The organism is Mesorhizobium hawassense, from assembly GCF_003289945.1.
GTDB classification, from domain to species: Bacteria; Pseudomonadota; Alphaproteobacteria; order Rhizobiales; family Rhizobiaceae; genus Mesorhizobium; species Mesorhizobium hawassense.
This window is the reverse complement of record NZ_QMBP01000003.1, coordinates 583181-598069: the sequence shown is the minus strand read 5'-3', so window position 1 is coordinate 598069 and position 14889 is coordinate 583181. Positions and strand designations below refer to the sequence as shown.

The following is a 14889-nucleotide window of genomic DNA, read 5'->3' as shown; positions in this document are numbered from 1 at the left end:
CCAAGAAGAGCGTGTCGTTGCCCGCGACAATACCGTCGCCTTCGCGCGGCTCAGATTGCAACTGCCGCAAAGCCCGATCCGACACCACTTCGTCAAAGCCACCGTCAAGGTCAGGCAATACACTGACGGAACACTCGCAATCTTCCACGGACCGCGCCGCATTGCCACATACACCTCAGATGGCGCACCAATCCTGGACGGATGCTCAATCGGCAGAGCTGCGTGAACCGCTTCGACGCAAAACTGAAGCGGACAAATGACGTGCTACCAAACCGGACAACTTGATTAGCTACCGACACACCTCAGCCTATGCGACGCGGTGTCCCTGCAGGTAGGGTGGCTGAGATTGAGGTCAGGCCGAGTCGAGAAAGTTGGATTCCGAGAACCGGAGCGGAGCGTACTTAAAGTACGTGAGCACCGGAAGCGCAGGAAGCCACCGTTCGCAGGCCGGCCTCACCTGAATATCAGTTACCCTAAGGCAGGGTGAACCAAACCGGCAACATGCCCGACTGCTGCAGACCGTCGATCAGTTCGAAGGCCGGCAGCGCCACCAGGAACACCAGCCCGTCGAGCAGCGTGTTCAACAACAGGCGCGGCTTGAAGCTGCCGGTGTCGCCTTCCTGGTAGAGCGAAAGGTTCGGGAAGAAGCGCGGCACCCTGGCGAGATAGGCCGCGTAAGGCGCACCGAGCACTTCCTTCAGGTACCGCTCCTCGCGCAGGATGACGATGTGGAAGGCGCCGGCGCAAAGCAGCGTAAACAGGATGATGCCGCTGAAGGAGCCGATCTGCGCGCCGACGCCGGCGGCGGCCACCGTCGAGAACAGATAGAGCGGGTTGCGGGTAATCGAATAAGGCCCGCCGGTGACAACCTCGGCCGATTTGCGCCCGCCGATATAGAGCGTCGACCACAGCCGCCCGACGATGCCGAGGAAGATCAGGAGCACGCCGAACATCTCGATTGATTCATGCATCGGCGTGTTCGGCGGAAAAGTCGACTGTCCGAACAGCAGTGCGGCGAACAGCACCACGACCAGCACGGCCAGCACGATCCGGCGCATATGCTGGTAGCCGCCCAACCCTTCATTCTGGTTGTCGGCAGGGGCTTTCACTTCATCGACCATGACCCATCCGATCGTCGCGTTTTGCTCGCGATCGGCAAAAGCCGATCGTCGAGCGGCGATCGGATTGAAAACAGGCGCCCCGCCGATCGTCGGGACGCCGTGCCCAGCAATTCGGGCGGATTTTAGAGCGGATGCTGCGCGACCCGGCAACTCGCGAAAGCGTGATGGACGCGACGCGCCTTCTCGATCAGCGCGGCGCTAGGACCATCATCATCTGGCGGCCTTCGAGCTTCGGCTCGGCCTCGACCTTGGCGATGGTGGCCACTTCCTCGCGCACCTTGTTCAGGAGCTGCATGCCGAGTTCCATATGCGCCATTTCGCGGCCGCGGAAGCGCAGTGTCAGCTTGACCTTGTCGCCTTCCTCGAAGAAGCGGCGCACCGCTTTCATCTTGGTGTCGTAGTCATGGCTGTCGATGTTCGGGCGCATCTTGATCTCCTTGATCTCGATGACCTTCTGGTTCTTGCGCGCTTCGGCCGCCTTCTTCTGGTTGGCGTATTTCAGCTTGCCGAGATCGAGGATTTTGACGACGGGAGGCACCGCGTTGGGCGATATCTCGACGAGATCGAGCCCGGCCTCTTCGGCCAGCAGCAATGCGTCGTTGATGGAAACATCGCCGCGGTTCTGGCCTTCGGCGTCGATAAGCTGGACCCGGGGAACCCGGATGTCTCGGTTGGAGCGCGGCCCGTCCTTGGTGGGTGCCGCTGCTTTGAAAGGTCTGCGAATGGTCGTGGTCTCCTCGGCCGTTTCGTTCAGGGTTTCTGTGGTTTCGAAATAGGTGGACGCGCCTATGTGGTGAGCGCGGGGCGTGAGTCAATAGCATAGCCCTGCCGGAAAATCACCTGCCGCCTGGCAATTGTCTGCACCAAGCAAAGAAACGCCGCTCGCACTTTTCGTTGAACCATCGCCTGTGTCAAAAGACCGGCCGGGAGGACAAAGGTCATGGCCGCCAGCGCTCCGGTTTTCATCGATGTGGACGGGTCGAACATCGCCGTCCGGCAGATACAGGGCGCGGCGCCCGGCGTGGTCTGGCTCGGCGGCTACAAGTCCGACATGCTGGGCACGAAGGCCGAGACGCTTGCCGCCTGGACAGTCAGTGAGGGCCTCGCCTACCTGCGCCACGACTATTCCGGCCATGGTGAATCGGGCGGCGAATTCGCCGACGGCACGATCTCCAGATGGTTGGCGGAAAGCCTTACCGTCTTTCGCCGGTTCAGTAAGGGCAAGCAGATCCTGGTAGGCTCCTCGATGGGCGCCTGGATCGCGTTGCGCATGGTGCAGGAACTGCGCAAGGCGGGCGAAGCCAGGGTTGCCGGCCTGGTGTTGCTTGCGCCGGCGCCGGATTTCACCGTCGAACTGATCGAGCCGATGCTGACCGACGCGCAGCGGCGGGACCTCGAGGAAAAAGGCTTCTTCGCCGAGCCGTCCGATTACTCGGACCAGCCCTACATCTATACGCGCGCGCTGATCGAGGACGGCCGCGTCAACCGGGTGATGACCGGGCCGATCGACACGCACTGTCCGGTGCACATCCTGCAAGGCCTGGCCGATCCGGACGTGCCTTCGAGCCATGCCCTGAAACTCGCGTCGATGCTGCCCGCCGACGACGTGACGCTGTCGCTGATCCCGGACGGCGACCATCGCCTGTCACGCGCGGAGGATCTCGACATGCTCAAGCGCGCCGTCGGCGACATGGTCAGGCGGGCCGCGTGAGAGTGCGCGTTTCCATCCCGATATCCGCCTTCGTCGCGGCGATCGTCGGCTTCGGCGGCACTTTGGCCATCGTCATCGCCGCCGCCAAGGCGGTCGGCGCGACGCAGGTCGAGACCGCGAGCGGCGTGACGGCGATCTGCCTTGCCATGGCGATCGAATGCCTGTGGCTGTCCTGGCGCACGAAAATGCCCGTCATCACCGCCTGGTCGACACCGGGTCTCGCGCTGGTCGCCGCCTCCAGCGGCTTCACCATGCCTGAAGCCGTCGGCGCCTTCATCGTCACCGGCGTCCTGTTGATCGCCACCGGCCTGTTCAAGCCCTTGACCCGGCTGATTGCCCGCATACCGGCGTCCGTCGCCTCCGGCATGCTGGCCGGCATCGTCGTCACCTTCGCCATCAATGCGGTGAAAGCCATTCCGGCGGACCCTTGGCTCATCCTGCCGCTGATCGGGGCCTTTTTCGTCATCCGCCTGTTCAATCCGTCGCTGTCGGTGCTGGCGGTTCTGGTTGGCGGCGGGCTCGCCGCCTTCCTCACCGGCCGTGTCGGCGGCCTGCCGGCGCCGGAACTCTCGACGCTGACGCTGATTGCTCCTGTTTTCACCGCCAACGCTATCGTCGGCCTGGCGCTGCCGCTCTACCTCGTCACCATGGCCTCGCAGAACCTCTCCGGCCTCGCCGTGCTGCGCGCGGCCGGCTACCACCCCGAACCCGGGCCGCTGATCGGCGTCACCGGCCTGTTTTCGCTGCTGTCGGCGGCGTTCGGCGCCGCCACCACCAATCTGGCGGCGATTTCAGCGGCAATCTGCACCGGCCCGGACGTGCATCCCGATCCCGCCGAGCGCTGGAAGACGGGGCCTTTCTATGCGCTGGCCTATCTGATCTTCGCCATCTTCGGCGCTTCGCTGGTGGCGATCTTCGCCATCCTGCCGCAGAGCCTGATCGTGCTGGTCGCCGGGCTGGCGCTGATGGCGTCTTTGGCCAATGCCCTGTCGATCGCGCTCAGGGACGAGGCCGAGCGCATGCCCGCCACCATCACCTTTGCCGTCACGGCCTCCGGGCTGACCTTGTTCGGCGTCGGCGCGGCGTTCTGGGGCCTGGTTGGGGGAATGGCAGTGCTTTTCCTCGACAAACTCAAAAAGCGATAATCATTTCATATGCTTCGCCGGTTTTGGCCAGATTTGTCTTGAATAGCCTATTTCGCCTTCCCATTTCGATTCCACGCAGCCGCTCTGGCTGTCTCCAACGGAAGGATTGGGAGAAAATGAACACGAGTGCATTGATCCGTCCGGCCTGGACGCCGGCCACCATCGCGCTGATGGTCATCGGCTTCATGGTGTTCTGGCCGCTCGGCTTCGCCATGCTCGCCTACATCATCTGGGGCGACCGGCTCGATGGCTTCAAGCGCGACGTCAACCGCGCCACCGACGGCATCTTCGCCGGCTGCCGCCGCGGTTCCGACAAGGCGGCCCGCTGGGGCCACGGCTCGGCCCGCACCGGCAATGTAGCTTTCGACGACTGGCGCGAGAAGGAGCTCGAGCGCCTCGCCGAGGAGCGCCGCAAGCTCGACGAGATGCTGACCGAGTTCGACGACTATGCCCGCGAACTGCGCCGCGCCAAGGACCAGGACGAATTCGACCGCTTCATGGCCCAGCGCAACAAGCATACCGCGCCGACCACCACCGAGTCGGGCGATAAGCCCGCTTCCAAGCGCGGTAAGGGCACGAACCTGCTCGACGACTGAAGCCGCGCGACAGGCTCCGGTAGGATATGCGGCGTCGCGTCTTGCGGCGCCGTTTCTTTTTTGTTCCCTATGTAGCACCCCTCCACTGGCCGTTTTTTTCGAATCGCGTATCGTCCAGCCATGACCCTCGGCTTCTTTCGCAATCTGACCAAGCCAAAACCCACGCCTGTCGTGGAGCGCGAGCATTGCGTCGCCGGCCGCACGCTGCCGCTGAAAATCGTCGAAAGCGCCAGGGCCAGGCGGCTGACGCTGCGCATCGATTCCGGCGGCCAGGGCCTGCGCGTCACCGTGCCGCCCGGCCTGCGCCGGGGAGAGGTGGAGAAATTCCTCGACCGCCACCAGGACTGGCTGGAACAGCGCTTGGCCAAGGTGCCGACTAGGCCGCAGGTGCGCCCGGGCATAAGGGTTCCGGTCCGCGGCGTGCCGCACCGCATCGTGCACGAGCCTTCCAAGCGCGGCACCGTCACCGTTTCGCGTGACGAACGCGGCCCGCTCTTGATCATCCATGGCGAGCGCATCCATTTGCCGCGCCGTATCGCCGACTACCTCAAGCGCGAGGCCAAGAAGGAGATCGAGAGGCTGGTGGTCAAGCACACCGAGGCGATCGGCAAGCGCGCGAAGGCGATAAGGTACAAGGATACCTCCAGCCGCTGGGGGTCATGCACCTCGGAGGGCAATCTCTCCTTCTCCTGGCGCATCATGATGGCGCCGCCAGCGGTGATAAACTACCTGGTGGCGCATGAGGTGGCGCATCTCAAGGAGATGAACCACGGCCCGAAGTTTTGGAAATTGTGCGAGAAACTCTGCCCGGATACCGACCGCTGCAAGGACTGGCTGAAGCGCAACGGCGGGGCGCTGCAGGCGATTGTGTTCGAGTAGGGCACCAGCGCAAGCGTTTGGAATTGGCGAACCCATCTCAATTTCGTCATCCGAGGGGGAGCAAGGAGCGACGCGGCGCGGGCTCTGGCACCCATCCGCAACCCTGATGCTTACGGCTGCAGCGGTGCAGGAAGCCGAGGGCACCCGGTTCCACGAAAGAACTCAAACCTCCGTGTTGGCCCCTCGTCGGCGCTTTTGAAGGGAGGAACGGTTTTGAAATTGATCCTGACGGCGATGCAACCGGACTTGGCTGATGCCTGGGCGAAGGAATTTCGCGGCGTGGACAATGTGGAAATACATAGGGGGTCTATTTTCGACGTTGAGGCGGACGCGCTTGTCAGTCCCGCCAACAGCTACGGTTTTATGGATGGCGGCATTGATGCCCACTATTCCCGCGTTTTTGGCTGGGATCTCCAACTTCGACTGCGCCGCGTCATTGTCGACCATCACTATGGGGAACTTCTGGTTGGGGCAGCGGAAATCGTCCCGACGGGAAATCACAATCACCCCTATCTAATTGTAGCACCGACCATGCGGGTGCCGATGGTGCTCGATCGAAACACCGTCAACCCGTTCCTCGCCACTCGGGCGGCCTTGCTGCTCGTCCGGTATGGGACATTCCATATCGAAGCCCTTTCCGGGGCAAAGGTGCGGGAGCATGTCCGGACGATTGCCTTCCCCGGGATGGGAACCGGCGTTGGCCGCGTTCCCGCCGCGCGGTGTGCCAGACAGATGAGGGCGGGATTCGACCAGGCGCGACGAGAACCAATCGTCCTGCCCTCCAGTTGGGCCGAGGCCAGTGAGGAACACCAGCTTCTTTACACGGATCGGCCCCGCAGGTTGCAGTAGTTAGAGCTTCGCAGGCTTAGCCTCACCGACATCAATCGTCATTCGCCGCGTTCAACTCCTCTGGCCGCAGCCCTTCGTCGGCATGCGGCCACGGCAGAAAATTCCGGTCGAACGCGTCGCTGCCGAAATAATCCAGCGCCCGGTGCGCCTCGGCGCCGTTGAAGGCGGCCTTGTCCATCAGATGCGCGATCACCTCGCGCGCCTGCGCGATCTTCTGCTTCAGTTCGGCGACGGTACGGTCGGCCATGGGTATCGTGCTCCCGCCTGTGGTCCCACTATCAAGGTAGTGTTTTCCGCCGCGCCGGCAACAGCATGCTTTTTCTCGACTCTTTGGCCGTTTCGTGCCAAGCCCGGCCCATGACGCTCGACATCAAGATCTGCGGATTGAAGACCGACGCCGCGATGGTTGCCGCCCTTGCCGGCGGCGCCAGCCATGTCGGCTTTATTTTCTTCCCGAAGAGCCCGCGCTATGTCGAGCCGGTCGAGGCAGGGCGCCTGCGCGAAGCGGCGCGCGGCAAGGCTCAGGCGGTCGCCGTCACCGTTGATGCCGATGATGCGTTTCTGGATGACATCGTCGCAAAAATGCAGCCCGACATGCTGCAATTGCACGGTTCCGAAACGCCCGAGCGGGTGGCGAAACTGAAAGCCCGTTACGGCCTGCCGGCCATGAAGGCGCTGCCGGTCAGCGAAGCGGCGGATCTGGACCGGATAAAACCCTTCGTCGGCGTCGCCGATCGCTTCCTGCTGGATTCCAAGCCGCCGAAGGGATCGCAGCTTCCGGGCGGCAACGGCGTCGCCTTCGACTGGCGCATCCTTGCCGGCCTTGACGCCGGCGTCGATTACATGCTTTCCGGAGGGCTCAACGTCGCCAATATCGGCGACGCCCTGAGACAGGCCAACCCGCCCGGAATAGACGTTTCGTCCGGCGTAGAAAGCGCTCCGGGCGTCAAGGATCCGGCGGTGATCGAGCAGTTTTTCCGGGCCGTCAGGGCCGCGCGCGACGACCGCGCCGCCTGAGCAGGCTCAAACCAGAGCATGTCCCGGAAAAGTGGAATCCGGTTTTCCGACAAGGACATGTTCAAAACATTAAAGATGCCAGGAGATCGGCGATGAACAAGCCGGCTATGCCCAATTCCTTCCGCACCGGGCCCGACGAGCAGGGCATGTTCGGCATTTTCGGCGGCCGTTTCGTCGCCGAGACGCTGATGCCGCTGATCCTCGATCTCGAGGAGCAGTGGAACAAGGCCAAGAACGATCCGGAGTTCAAGGCCGAGCTGCAGAACCTCTCCACCCACTATGCCGGGCGGCCGTCGAAGCTCTATTTCGCCGAGGGCCTGACGAAGCATCTCGGCGGCGCCAAGGTCTATTTCAAGCGCGAGGACCTCAACCACACCGGCTCGCACAAGATCAACAACTGCCTGGGCCAGATCCTGCTCGCCAAGCGCATGGGCAAGAAGCGCATTATCGCTGAGACCGGCGCCGGCCAGCATGGCGTCGCCTCCGCGACCGTGGCGGCGCGTTTCGGCTATCCTTGCGTCGTCTACATGGGCGCCACCGATGTCGCCCGCCAGAGCCCGAACGTGTTCCGCATGAAGCTGCTCGGCGCCGAAGTGCGGCCAGTCACCGCCGGCCACGGCACGCTGAAGGACGCCATGAACGAGGCCCTGCGCGACTGGGTCACCAATGTCGAGGACACCTATTATCTGATCGGCACCGCCGCCGGCCCGCATCCCTATCCGGAGCTGGTGCGCGACTTCCAGTCGGTGATCGGCACGGAAGCCCGCGCCCAGATGCTGGAGCAGGAGGGCCGGCTGCCGGACGTCATCATTGCCGCCGTCGGCGGCGGCTCCAACGCCATCGGCCTGTTCCATCCCTTCCTCGACGACAAGGATGTCCGCATCATCGGCATCGAGGCCGGCGGGCGTGGCCTCGACGGCATCGAGCACTGCGCCTCGATGAATGCCGGCAAGCCCGGCGTGCTGCACGGAAACCGCACCTATCTGTTGCAGAATGCCGACGGCCAAATCCTCGACGGCCACTCGATCTCGGCCGGCCTCGACTACCCCGGCGTCGGTCCGGAACACTCCTGGCTGCGCGACTCGGGTCGCGTCCAGTATGAGCCGATCCTCGACGACGAGGCGCTGGAAGCCTTCCAGTTCACCACCCGCGTCGAAGGCATCATCCCGGCGCTGGAATCGGCGCATGCCATCGCCCATGCCATGAAGATCGTGCCCAAGATGGACAAGGACCAGCTCGTCATCGTCAACCTGTCCGGCCGCGGCGACAAGGACGTGCATACGGTGGCCAACATGCTGGGCATGGAGATCTGACAATGACCACCCGCATCGACCGCCGTATGGCCAAACTCAAGGCCGAGGGCCGCCCGGCTCTCGTCACCTACATCATGGGCGGCGACCCCGACTACGACACCGCCCTGGCGATCATGAAGGGGCTGCCGGCGGCCGGAAGCGACGTGATCGAGCTCGGCATGCCGTTCTCCGATCCGATGGCCGATGGCCCGGCTATCCAGGCGGCAGGCCTCAGGGCGCTGAAAGGCGGCCAGACGCTGGCCAAGACCCTGAAGATGGCAGCGGAATTTCGCGCCGGCGATAATGACACGCCGATCGTGCTGATGGGCTATTACAACCCGATCTACATCTACGGCGTCGACCGCTTCCTCACTGATGCCAAGGCCAGCGGCATCGACGGCCTGATCGTCGTCGACCTGCCGCCGGAGATGGATGAGGAACTCTGCATTCCGGCGCTGAAGGCCGGCGTCAACTTCATCCGCCTGGCGACGCCGACCACCGACGACAAGCGCCTGCCCAAGGTTTTGGAAAACACCTCCGGCTTCGTCTATTACGTTTCGATGACCGGCATCACCGGCTCGGCGCTGGCCGACACCGCCAAGGTTTCGGCGGCGGTCACCCGCATCAAGGGCCACACCGCGCTGCCGGTCTGCGTCGGCTTCGGCGTCAAGACCGCCGAGCAGGCGCGCGTCATCGGCGCCTCGGCCGACGGCGTCGTGGTCGGCACGGCGATCGTCAACGCGATTGCCAGTGTGCTCGGCCCAAAGGGCGAAAAGACCGCCGATCCGGCCGAAGCCGTCGCCACGCTTGTCAGCGGCCTTGCCCAGGGCGTCCGCGCGGCGCGCCTTGCTGCCGCCGAATAGCCTGACTATCTGTTTTCCAAGCAGTTCGGATCGGAAATCCGCCACAGATTTCTCCTGAATTGCTCGAAGTCTCTTCCAGGACAGGAGCCGAAGCCATGAACTGGATCACCAATTACGTCCGCCCGAAGATCAATTCGATGCTCGGCCGGCGCACCGACATGCCGGAAAACCTCTGGATCAAGGATCCCGAGACCGGCGAGATGATCTTCCACAAGGATCTTGAATCCAACCAGTTCGTCATCCCGGCTTCCGGCCATCACATGAAGATCTCGGCCAAGGAGCGGCTGCGGTATTTCTTCGACGACGGCAAATACGAGGTGCTGGAAAATCCCAAGGTCGTCCAGGACCCGCTGAAGTTCCGCGACGAGAAGCGCTACACCGACCGCCTCAAGGAGGCGAAGGCCAAGACCAGCCTCGAGGATGCGATCCTCAACGGCGCCGGCACCATCGAGGGTCTACCGGTCATCGTCACCGTGCAGGACTTCGCCTTCATGGGCGGCTCGCTCGGCATGGCCGCCGGCGAAGCTATCGTGCATGCCTTCGAGGTCGCGCTGCAGCGCAAGCGGCCGCTGATCCTGTTCGCCGCCTCCGGCGGCGCCCGCATGCAGGAAGGCATCCTGTCGTTGATGCAACTGCCGCGCACCACGGTGGGCGTCGACCGGCTGAAGGAAGCCGGCCTGCCCTATATCGTCGTGCTGACCAACCCGACCACCGGCGGCGTCACTGCTTCCTACGCCATGCTGGGCGACGTCCAGATCGCCGAGCCCGGCGCGCTGATCGGCTTTGCCGGGCCGCGCGTCATCGAGCAGACCATCCGCGAGAAGCTGCCCGACGGCTTCCAGCGCGCCGAATATCTGATGGAGCACGGCATGGTCGACATGGTCGTCTCGCGCCTGGAGATGCGCCAGACCATCGCGCGGCTGCTGAGGATGCTGCTGAAGGTGCCGGAAGCCGAGAAGCCGCTCGAGCCGGAGATCCTGCCGCCTGCGGTGGTCAATACCGAGGCGCGGCCGTCAGCCTGACGCGACGTCCTTGGTCGCCGCCCTGATTGCTTCATGCTTTGCGTGCTGTAGCCTCTGATTTGCGCATGGTTCTTCCGAAACCGATTCCCGGTTTCGGGGCCATGCGCTAGGATTCCACCATGACAACGCTTTCCGCCGACCGCGAAATCGAACATCTGATGACGCTGCATCCGAAAGGCTTCGACCTTTCGCTGGACCGCGTCACCAGACTTCTCCAACGCCTCGGCAATCCGCAGGACCGGCTGCCGCCGGTCATTCACATCGCCGGCACCAACGGCAAGGGCTCCTGCGCCGCCTTCTCGCGCGCGCTGCTGGAAGCGGCCGGCCATCTCGTCCATGTCCACACTTCACCGCATCTGGTGAACTGGCATGAGCGCTACCGGCTGGCGGCCGAAGGCGGCGGCAAGCTCGTCGAAGACGATGTTTTCGCCGAGGCCATCGCGCGTGTCGCGGAAGTCAATGGCGGCCAGAAGATCACCGTTTTCGAGATACTCACCGCCGTCACTTTCATCCTGTTTTCGGAGCACCCGGCGGAGGCGGCGATCATCGAGGTCGGCCTCGGCGGCCGCTTCGACGCCACCAATGTCATCAGGCGGCCGGCGGTTTCGGTGATCATGCCGATCTCGATGGACCACGAAGCCTATCTCGGCGACCGCGTCGAGCTGATCGCCGCCGAAAAGGCCGGCATCATGAAACGCGGCTGCCCGGTGGTGATCGGCGCCCAGGAAAGCGATACCGCGCTTCAGGTGCTGATCGAGACGGCCGAGCGGCTGGATTGCCCGACCGTTGTCTATGGCCAGGATTTTCTCGCCTTCGAGGAGAACGGCCGCATGGTCTATCAGGACGAGGACGGCTTGATGGACCTGCCTTCGCCGCGCCTTCCGGGGCGTCACCAATACGCCAACGCCGCCGCGGCGATCGCCGCCGTCAAAGCGGCCGGCTTCGAGATCAGCCACCGCGCCACCGAAAAGGCGATGACCCATGTCGCCTGGCCGGCACGCATGCAGAAGCTGACGCAGGGCAAGCTGGTCGACCTCGCGCCCAAGGGCGCCGAGATCTGGCTGGACGGCGGCCACAACCCAGGCGCCGGCATCGTCGTCGCCGAGGCGCTGGCCGAGCAGGAGGAGAAGAACCCAAGGCCGCTGGTGCTGATCTCCGGCATGATCAACACGAAAGACCAGACCGGCTATTTCGGCGCCTTCAAGGGCCTTGCCCGCCATGTCTACACCGTGCCGGTGACCAACAGCGAAGCCGGCGTGCCGAATGACGAACTGGCATTGCGTGCCGAAGAGGCCGGCCTGTCGGCCGAGCCGGTCAGCTCCGTTGCCAGCGCGCTGATGCTTTTGCGCGACAGTTGGGACGGCCCGGCGCCGCGCATCCTCATCGGCGGCTCGCTCTACTTCGCCGGCGCCGTGCTGGCCGAGAACGGCACGCCGCCGACCTGAGGCGCAATAAAGATAGCGCTGCGGATTTCGGCGGGGGCCGAAAGGAACCGGCCATGATCAAAGTGAAGCAGCTCGCCCATGTCTGCATTTTCGCGCATGACCTGGAGGCGACGCGCCGCTTCTACAGCGATGTACTCGGCATGGACACGCGGTTCAATTTCCTGCGTGACGGCAAGATCTTCGGCTTCTACCTCGATTGCGGCGGTCGCAGCCATGTCGAGGTGTTCGAGAAGACCGAGGCCAGCTTCAGCGAGACCAACCAGATCAACCACTTCTGCCTTGAGGTGGAAGACATCGACGCGGCAATCGCCCACATCCGCTCGAAAGGCGTAGAAGTCACGCCGAAGAAACTCGCCTGCGACGACACGTTCCAAGCCTGGATCGCCGACCCCAACGGCGTGAAGATCGAGCTGTTCGAGTACACCGGCAAAAGCGCGCAGTTCACCGGCGGCGATCGCGTCGCGGATTGGTAGGGCGGGGCGGTTCGGTTCCGCGCCCGCTCAGAAATCCCAAGGTGAGATCAAGTTAAGGCCGGTTGAGCTGAAGTTGCTCGGATTGCGTGTAGCCAGCCGACCGCCATTCACGCGTGCTATCGCCGCAATCATGCCATCCGGAGCCGTCATGCCCCTGCCTTGGCGCGAGGCGGTTTCCATGATCTCGCCGTAAGCCAGGGCAGCTTCCTCCGTCAGGCCAAAAATGCGGTCGGCAAAGCGATGGCGCCACTGAGAAAGCCCCTGCTCCAGGCGATCGGCGCGCTCGTCGGGTCGTATCTTTTGGATGCCGTAAGCGATTTCACCGATCGTCACGGTGGGAAGGGCCAATTCGGCGTCGTTCCGGACAAGCCAGGCCAGGACGGCTGGGTTAGGAACCTTCTTGAGGGTTTCCGAGATCACATTGGTATCGACGAAAATCAAAGCTCCGGCCCCGCATGCACTTGGCGTTCTTCGCGGATCACTTTCTCCAGATCGATGTCGGCGCCATTGTTAGCCGCCAGACGAGCATAGAACGAGGCTGCGGGTTCGCGCCCCGCTTCACGGATCTCATAAGACTCAAGCGCGCGTTCGACGACATCGGCTATTGAGCGATTTTCGCGACGCGCAAGTCGATGAGCAAGGTCGCGCGCCTTAGCGCTGCGTACTGAGAGTTGTGGTTCGGCCATCTGCGAAACTCCGTTTGCCGAAATATAGACCCATTGAAACAAGCCATCAAGATGGCAGATGATGGCTAGCCACCAGTGTTCCAACCGCAAGATGCATCGCGGCGGGCAGCGCCAGCGACAGGCCTGACAGGAAAAGCAGCACGAAGACGATCCTTCGCATCGTCCCTTGCGACAGCGACGGCGGCCAGCGGCGCGCCGCATAGGTCATCAGCATTACAGCCGGTATGGCGAGGACGAGCGCGACGGGCGACATGGTGGGCAAGTTGCCGCTTGCCGCCACAAGGATAAGCCGGACCACCTGCGCGGCGCCGAAGGCGGTGACCAGCGTTTCGCGCACGCGTTCGTGCGGCATCGGCTGGCGAAAGAGATGGTAGACGAGTGGTGGGCCGCCGGTCGCAAACAGCCCGCTCATCAGTCCTGAAATGACGCCGAAGCCGACGAAACTCGCGTCCGACGACCGTTTCGCCAGGCAGGCAGGCCTGATCGCCAATTGCAGGCTGGACATCATGATGACCAGGCCAAGTCCGACCTTCAGCAGGTCGGCCCGCGTGTCCGCCAGCCATTCCAACAGGGCATAACCCAGCAACAGCGACGGCAGGCTTGCGAACAGGATCAGCCGCAGTTCCCGATGCGCAACCTCGCGCCAGCCGCCCTGGATCAGCATTTGCGTGGCGTTGACCAGGGTCAGCATGCCGACCATCGCGGCCGCGTCAGGCAGCGGCAGCAGGCCGACAAGCGCGATCGCGCCCATCATCACCAGACCGAAGGCGAACCCCGTCAGCGTCTGGACATAGGCGGCGATCGCCGCGAAGCCGGCAAAGGCGAAGAGCGGTATTATACCCATGACATGTCGCACGATGCCGGGATGGACCCGTGCAAATCGACGATCACGGCAAGCCTACTTCAGCTCGATTTCGATGAAGGCGTATTCGCCGTCATTGGCGTTGATGACGTCGTGCTCGACGCCTTCCCTCCGGAAATAAGGCGCGCCTTGCTTCATCTCGGCGAAGGATTCGCCGTCCTTGGTCACCAGCTTCACCTTACCGTCCATCAGCGGCACCACGACATAGTCGTGGCCGTGGCGATGCCAGCCCGTGTTGGCGCCCGGCGCGAAGCGGTATTCGGTGACGATCACCCGCTCATTGTCGACGTGGACTGTGGCCTTGGCTGTTCCGGTCATGGAGCTCTCCCTTTTCCGCTAGAGCGTTTCACCGTTTCACGGAAACGGCGAACCGCTCTATCTCCCTATGTTGATGCAATTCCGGACGGAAAACCGCACACACTTTTCCTGGAATTGCTCTAGAGAAGAAAATGACGCGCTCCTATGTCAGGGCCAGAAGACGGTCAGCCATGGCGCCAAAGAAAAAGCCCGGCGCGATGACCGGGCTTGTCCTTGAAGCTTTCGGATTGGCTCAGGCGAGGCTGCCGTTGATCCAGTGCGACAGCGCGGTCTTCGGCGCGGCGCCCACCTTCATGTCGGCCACTTCGCCACCCTTGAAGATCATCAGCGTCGGGATCGAGCGCACGCCAAACTGCGCGGCAAGCTCGGGGTTCTCGTCGATGTTGAGCTTGGCGATCTTGACCTTCCCGCCGAGCTCGGTGGCGATCTCTTCGAGAGACGGGCCGATCATCTTGCACGGGCCGCACCATTCCGCCCAGAAATCCACCACGACCGGCTCCTTGGCGTTGAGCACATCGGCCTGGAAATTGCCCTTGTCGACCTTGACGGTGGCCATGCTGAAATCCTTTCGAAAACTCGAGTTGCACCAAATGTGGTGGTTGTGGCTGCA

Annotated in this window: 19 protein-coding genes; 11 read left to right on the top strand and 8 right to left on the bottom strand. The window is 63.3% G+C overall.

From position 1 onward, the window contains the following. Positions 1 to 473: 473 nt before the first annotated feature. Entirely contained in the window at positions 474 to 1121 is a 648-nt protein-coding gene (locus DPM33_RS10185) for a methyltransferase family protein (RefSeq protein ID WP_112097254.1), read from the bottom strand. A gap of 187 nt (positions 1122 to 1308) precedes the next feature. Continuing rightward, positions 1309 to 1845, bottom strand: coding sequence for a translation initiation factor IF-3 (infC, locus tag DPM33_RS10180; RefSeq protein WP_095819095.1), 537 nt, complete (start codon positions 1843 to 1845; stop codon positions 1309 to 1311). A gap of 216 nt (positions 1846 to 2061) precedes the next feature. Between infC and DPM33_RS10175 the strand changes: the two genes are divergently transcribed. The 5 genes from DPM33_RS10175 to DPM33_RS10155 all read left to right on the top strand — a co-directional run bounded on the left by DPM33_RS10175 (position 2062) and on the right by DPM33_RS10155 (position 6301). Further along, positions 2062 to 2832: an alpha/beta hydrolase gene (locus DPM33_RS10175; RefSeq protein WP_112097253.1), complete on the top strand. Its 771-nt coding sequence runs from the start codon at positions 2062 to 2064 to the stop codon at positions 2830 to 2832. A gap of 2 nt (positions 2833 to 2834) precedes the next feature. Next, positions 2835 to 3977 (top strand): benzoate/H(+) symporter BenE family transporter, encoded by a 1143-nt coding sequence (locus DPM33_RS10170; RefSeq protein WP_112097252.1) that lies wholly within the window; start codon positions 2835 to 2837, stop codon positions 3975 to 3977. Positions 3978 to 4093: 116 nt separating this feature from the next. Next, on the top strand, positions 4094 to 4573 hold the full coding sequence (locus DPM33_RS10165; RefSeq protein ID WP_112097251.1) for a DUF2852 domain-containing protein: 480 nt from the start codon (positions 4094 to 4096) through the stop codon (positions 4571 to 4573). A gap of 120 nt (positions 4574 to 4693) precedes the next feature. Next, positions 4694 to 5452 carry a M48 family metallopeptidase gene (locus tag DPM33_RS10160; RefSeq protein ID WP_112097250.1) on the top strand — a complete coding sequence of 253 codons (759 nt, stop codon included), beginning with the start codon at positions 4694 to 4696 and terminating at the stop codon, positions 5450 to 5452. A gap of 213 nt (positions 5453 to 5665) precedes the next feature. After that, entirely contained in the window at positions 5666 to 6301 is a 636-nt protein-coding gene (locus DPM33_RS10155; protein ID WP_112097249.1) for a macro domain-containing protein, read from the top strand. Positions 6302 to 6332: 31 nt separating this feature from the next. Here DPM33_RS10155 and DPM33_RS10150 read toward each other — a convergent pair whose 3' ends face one another. Then, a complete protein-coding gene (locus tag DPM33_RS10150) occupies positions 6333 to 6548 on the bottom strand; it encodes a hypothetical protein (RefSeq protein ID WP_112097248.1) in 216 nt (71 codons plus the stop codon). Between the two features lie 110 nt (positions 6549 to 6658). On the opposite strand from DPM33_RS10150, the gene DPM33_RS10145 reads away from it, so the two are divergent. The 6 genes from DPM33_RS10145 (at position 6659) to DPM33_RS10120 (ending at position 12413) form a co-directional block, all read left to right on the top strand. Beyond that, positions 6659 to 7318 (top strand): phosphoribosylanthranilate isomerase, encoded by a 660-nt coding sequence (locus DPM33_RS10145; RefSeq protein WP_112097247.1) that lies wholly within the window; start codon positions 6659 to 6661, stop codon positions 7316 to 7318. 92 nt (positions 7319 to 7410) lie between these two features. After that, positions 7411 to 8631 carry a tryptophan synthase subunit beta gene (gene trpB / locus DPM33_RS10140; RefSeq protein WP_112097246.1) on the top strand — a complete coding sequence of 407 codons (1221 nt, stop codon included), beginning with the start codon at positions 7411 to 7413 and terminating at the stop codon, positions 8629 to 8631. Positions 8632 to 8633: 2 nt separating this feature from the next. Then, a complete protein-coding gene (gene trpA / locus DPM33_RS10135; RefSeq protein ID WP_112097245.1) occupies positions 8634 to 9473 on the top strand; it encodes a tryptophan synthase subunit alpha in 840 nt (279 codons plus the stop codon). Between the two features lie 95 nt (positions 9474 to 9568). Continuing rightward, complete coding sequence (accD, locus tag DPM33_RS10130; RefSeq protein WP_112097244.1) at positions 9569 to 10495, top strand: acetyl-CoA carboxylase, carboxyltransferase subunit beta; 927 nt, start codon at positions 9569 to 9571, stop codon at positions 10493 to 10495. A gap of 119 nt (positions 10496 to 10614) precedes the next feature. Next, positions 10615 to 11940, top strand: a complete 1326-nt coding sequence (locus tag DPM33_RS10125) for a bifunctional folylpolyglutamate synthase/dihydrofolate synthase (RefSeq protein ID WP_112097243.1) — start codon at positions 10615 to 10617, stop codon at positions 11938 to 11940. A 53-nt stretch (positions 11941 to 11993) separates the two neighbouring features. Further along, positions 11994 to 12413 (top strand): VOC family protein, encoded by a 420-nt coding sequence (locus DPM33_RS10120; RefSeq protein WP_112097242.1) that lies wholly within the window; start codon positions 11994 to 11996, stop codon positions 12411 to 12413. A gap of 27 nt (positions 12414 to 12440) precedes the next feature. Here the strand turns inward: DPM33_RS10120 and DPM33_RS10115 are convergent, their stop codons facing one another. From DPM33_RS10115 to trxA, 5 genes are all read right to left on the bottom strand, one after another. Then, positions 12441 to 12854, bottom strand: a complete 414-nt coding sequence (locus DPM33_RS10115; RefSeq protein WP_112097241.1) for a type II toxin-antitoxin system VapC family toxin — start codon at positions 12852 to 12854, stop codon at positions 12441 to 12443. Continuing rightward, on the bottom strand, positions 12851 to 13099 hold the full coding sequence (locus tag DPM33_RS10110) for a type II toxin-antitoxin system VapB family antitoxin (protein WP_112097240.1): 249 nt from the start codon (positions 13097 to 13099) through the stop codon (positions 12851 to 12853). The genes DPM33_RS10115 and DPM33_RS10110 overlap by 4 nt, the downstream gene beginning before the upstream one ends. Before the next feature lie 46 nt (positions 13100 to 13145). Beyond that, positions 13146 to 13943 (bottom strand): sulfite exporter TauE/SafE family protein, encoded by a 798-nt coding sequence (locus DPM33_RS10105; RefSeq protein ID WP_112097239.1) that lies wholly within the window; start codon positions 13941 to 13943, stop codon positions 13146 to 13148. Between the two features lie 54 nt (positions 13944 to 13997). Then, the gene (locus DPM33_RS10100; RefSeq protein ID WP_027166948.1) at positions 13998 to 14279 is read right to left on the bottom strand and encodes a cupin domain-containing protein; all 282 of its coding nucleotides are present in this window, start codon (positions 14277 to 14279) and stop codon (positions 13998 to 14000) included. Between the two features lie 232 nt (positions 14280 to 14511). Then, positions 14512 to 14835 carry a thioredoxin gene (gene trxA, locus DPM33_RS10095; protein WP_112097238.1) on the bottom strand — a complete coding sequence of 108 codons (324 nt, stop codon included), beginning with the start codon at positions 14833 to 14835 and terminating at the stop codon, positions 14512 to 14514. Positions 14836 to 14889 lie beyond the last annotated feature (54 nt).

Bases quoted from the DNA above. Each gene is read 5' to 3' on its own strand.
- DPM33_RS10185 (WP_112097254.1), bottom strand. From the start codon at position 1,121: ATGGTCGATGAAGTGAAAGCCCCTGCCGACAACCAGAATGAAGGGTTG.
- DPM33_RS10175 (WP_112097253.1), top strand. From the start codon at position 2,062: ATGGCCGCCAGCGCTCCGGTTTTCATCGATGTGGACGGGTCGAACATC.
- DPM33_RS10165 (WP_112097251.1), top strand. From the start codon at position 4,094: ATGAACACGAGTGCATTGATCCGTCCGGCCTGGACGCCGGCCACCATC.
- DPM33_RS10160 (WP_112097250.1), top strand. From the start codon at position 4,694: ATGACCCTCGGCTTCTTTCGCAATCTGACCAAGCCAAAACCCACGCCT.
- DPM33_RS10150 (WP_112097248.1), bottom strand. From the start codon at position 6,548: ATGGCCGACCGTACCGTCGCCGAACTGAAGCAGAAGATCGCGCAGGCG.
- DPM33_RS10145 (WP_112097247.1), top strand. From the start codon at position 6,659: ATGACGCTCGACATCAAGATCTGCGGATTGAAGACCGACGCCGCGATG.
- trpB (WP_112097246.1), top strand. From the start codon at position 7,411: ATGAACAAGCCGGCTATGCCCAATTCCTTCCGCACCGGGCCCGACGAG.
- trpA (WP_112097245.1), top strand. From the start codon at position 8,634: ATGACCACCCGCATCGACCGCCGTATGGCCAAACTCAAGGCCGAGGGC.
- accD (WP_112097244.1), top strand. From the start codon at position 9,569: ATGAACTGGATCACCAATTACGTCCGCCCGAAGATCAATTCGATGCTC.
- DPM33_RS10125 (WP_112097243.1), top strand. From the start codon at position 10,615: ATGACAACGCTTTCCGCCGACCGCGAAATCGAACATCTGATGACGCTG.
- DPM33_RS10120 (WP_112097242.1), top strand. From the start codon at position 11,994: ATGATCAAAGTGAAGCAGCTCGCCCATGTCTGCATTTTCGCGCATGAC.
- DPM33_RS10110 (WP_112097240.1), bottom strand. From the start codon at position 13,099: ATGGCCGAACCACAACTCTCAGTACGCAGCGCTAAGGCGCGCGACCTT.
- DPM33_RS10105 (WP_112097239.1), bottom strand. From the start codon at position 13,943: ATGGGTATAATACCGCTCTTCGCCTTTGCCGGCTTCGCGGCGATCGCC.
- DPM33_RS10100 (WP_027166948.1), bottom strand. From the start codon at position 14,279: ATGACCGGAACAGCCAAGGCCACAGTCCACGTCGACAATGAGCGGGTG.
- trxA (WP_112097238.1), bottom strand. From the start codon at position 14,835: ATGGCCACCGTCAAGGTCGACAAGGGCAATTTCCAGGCCGATGTGCTC.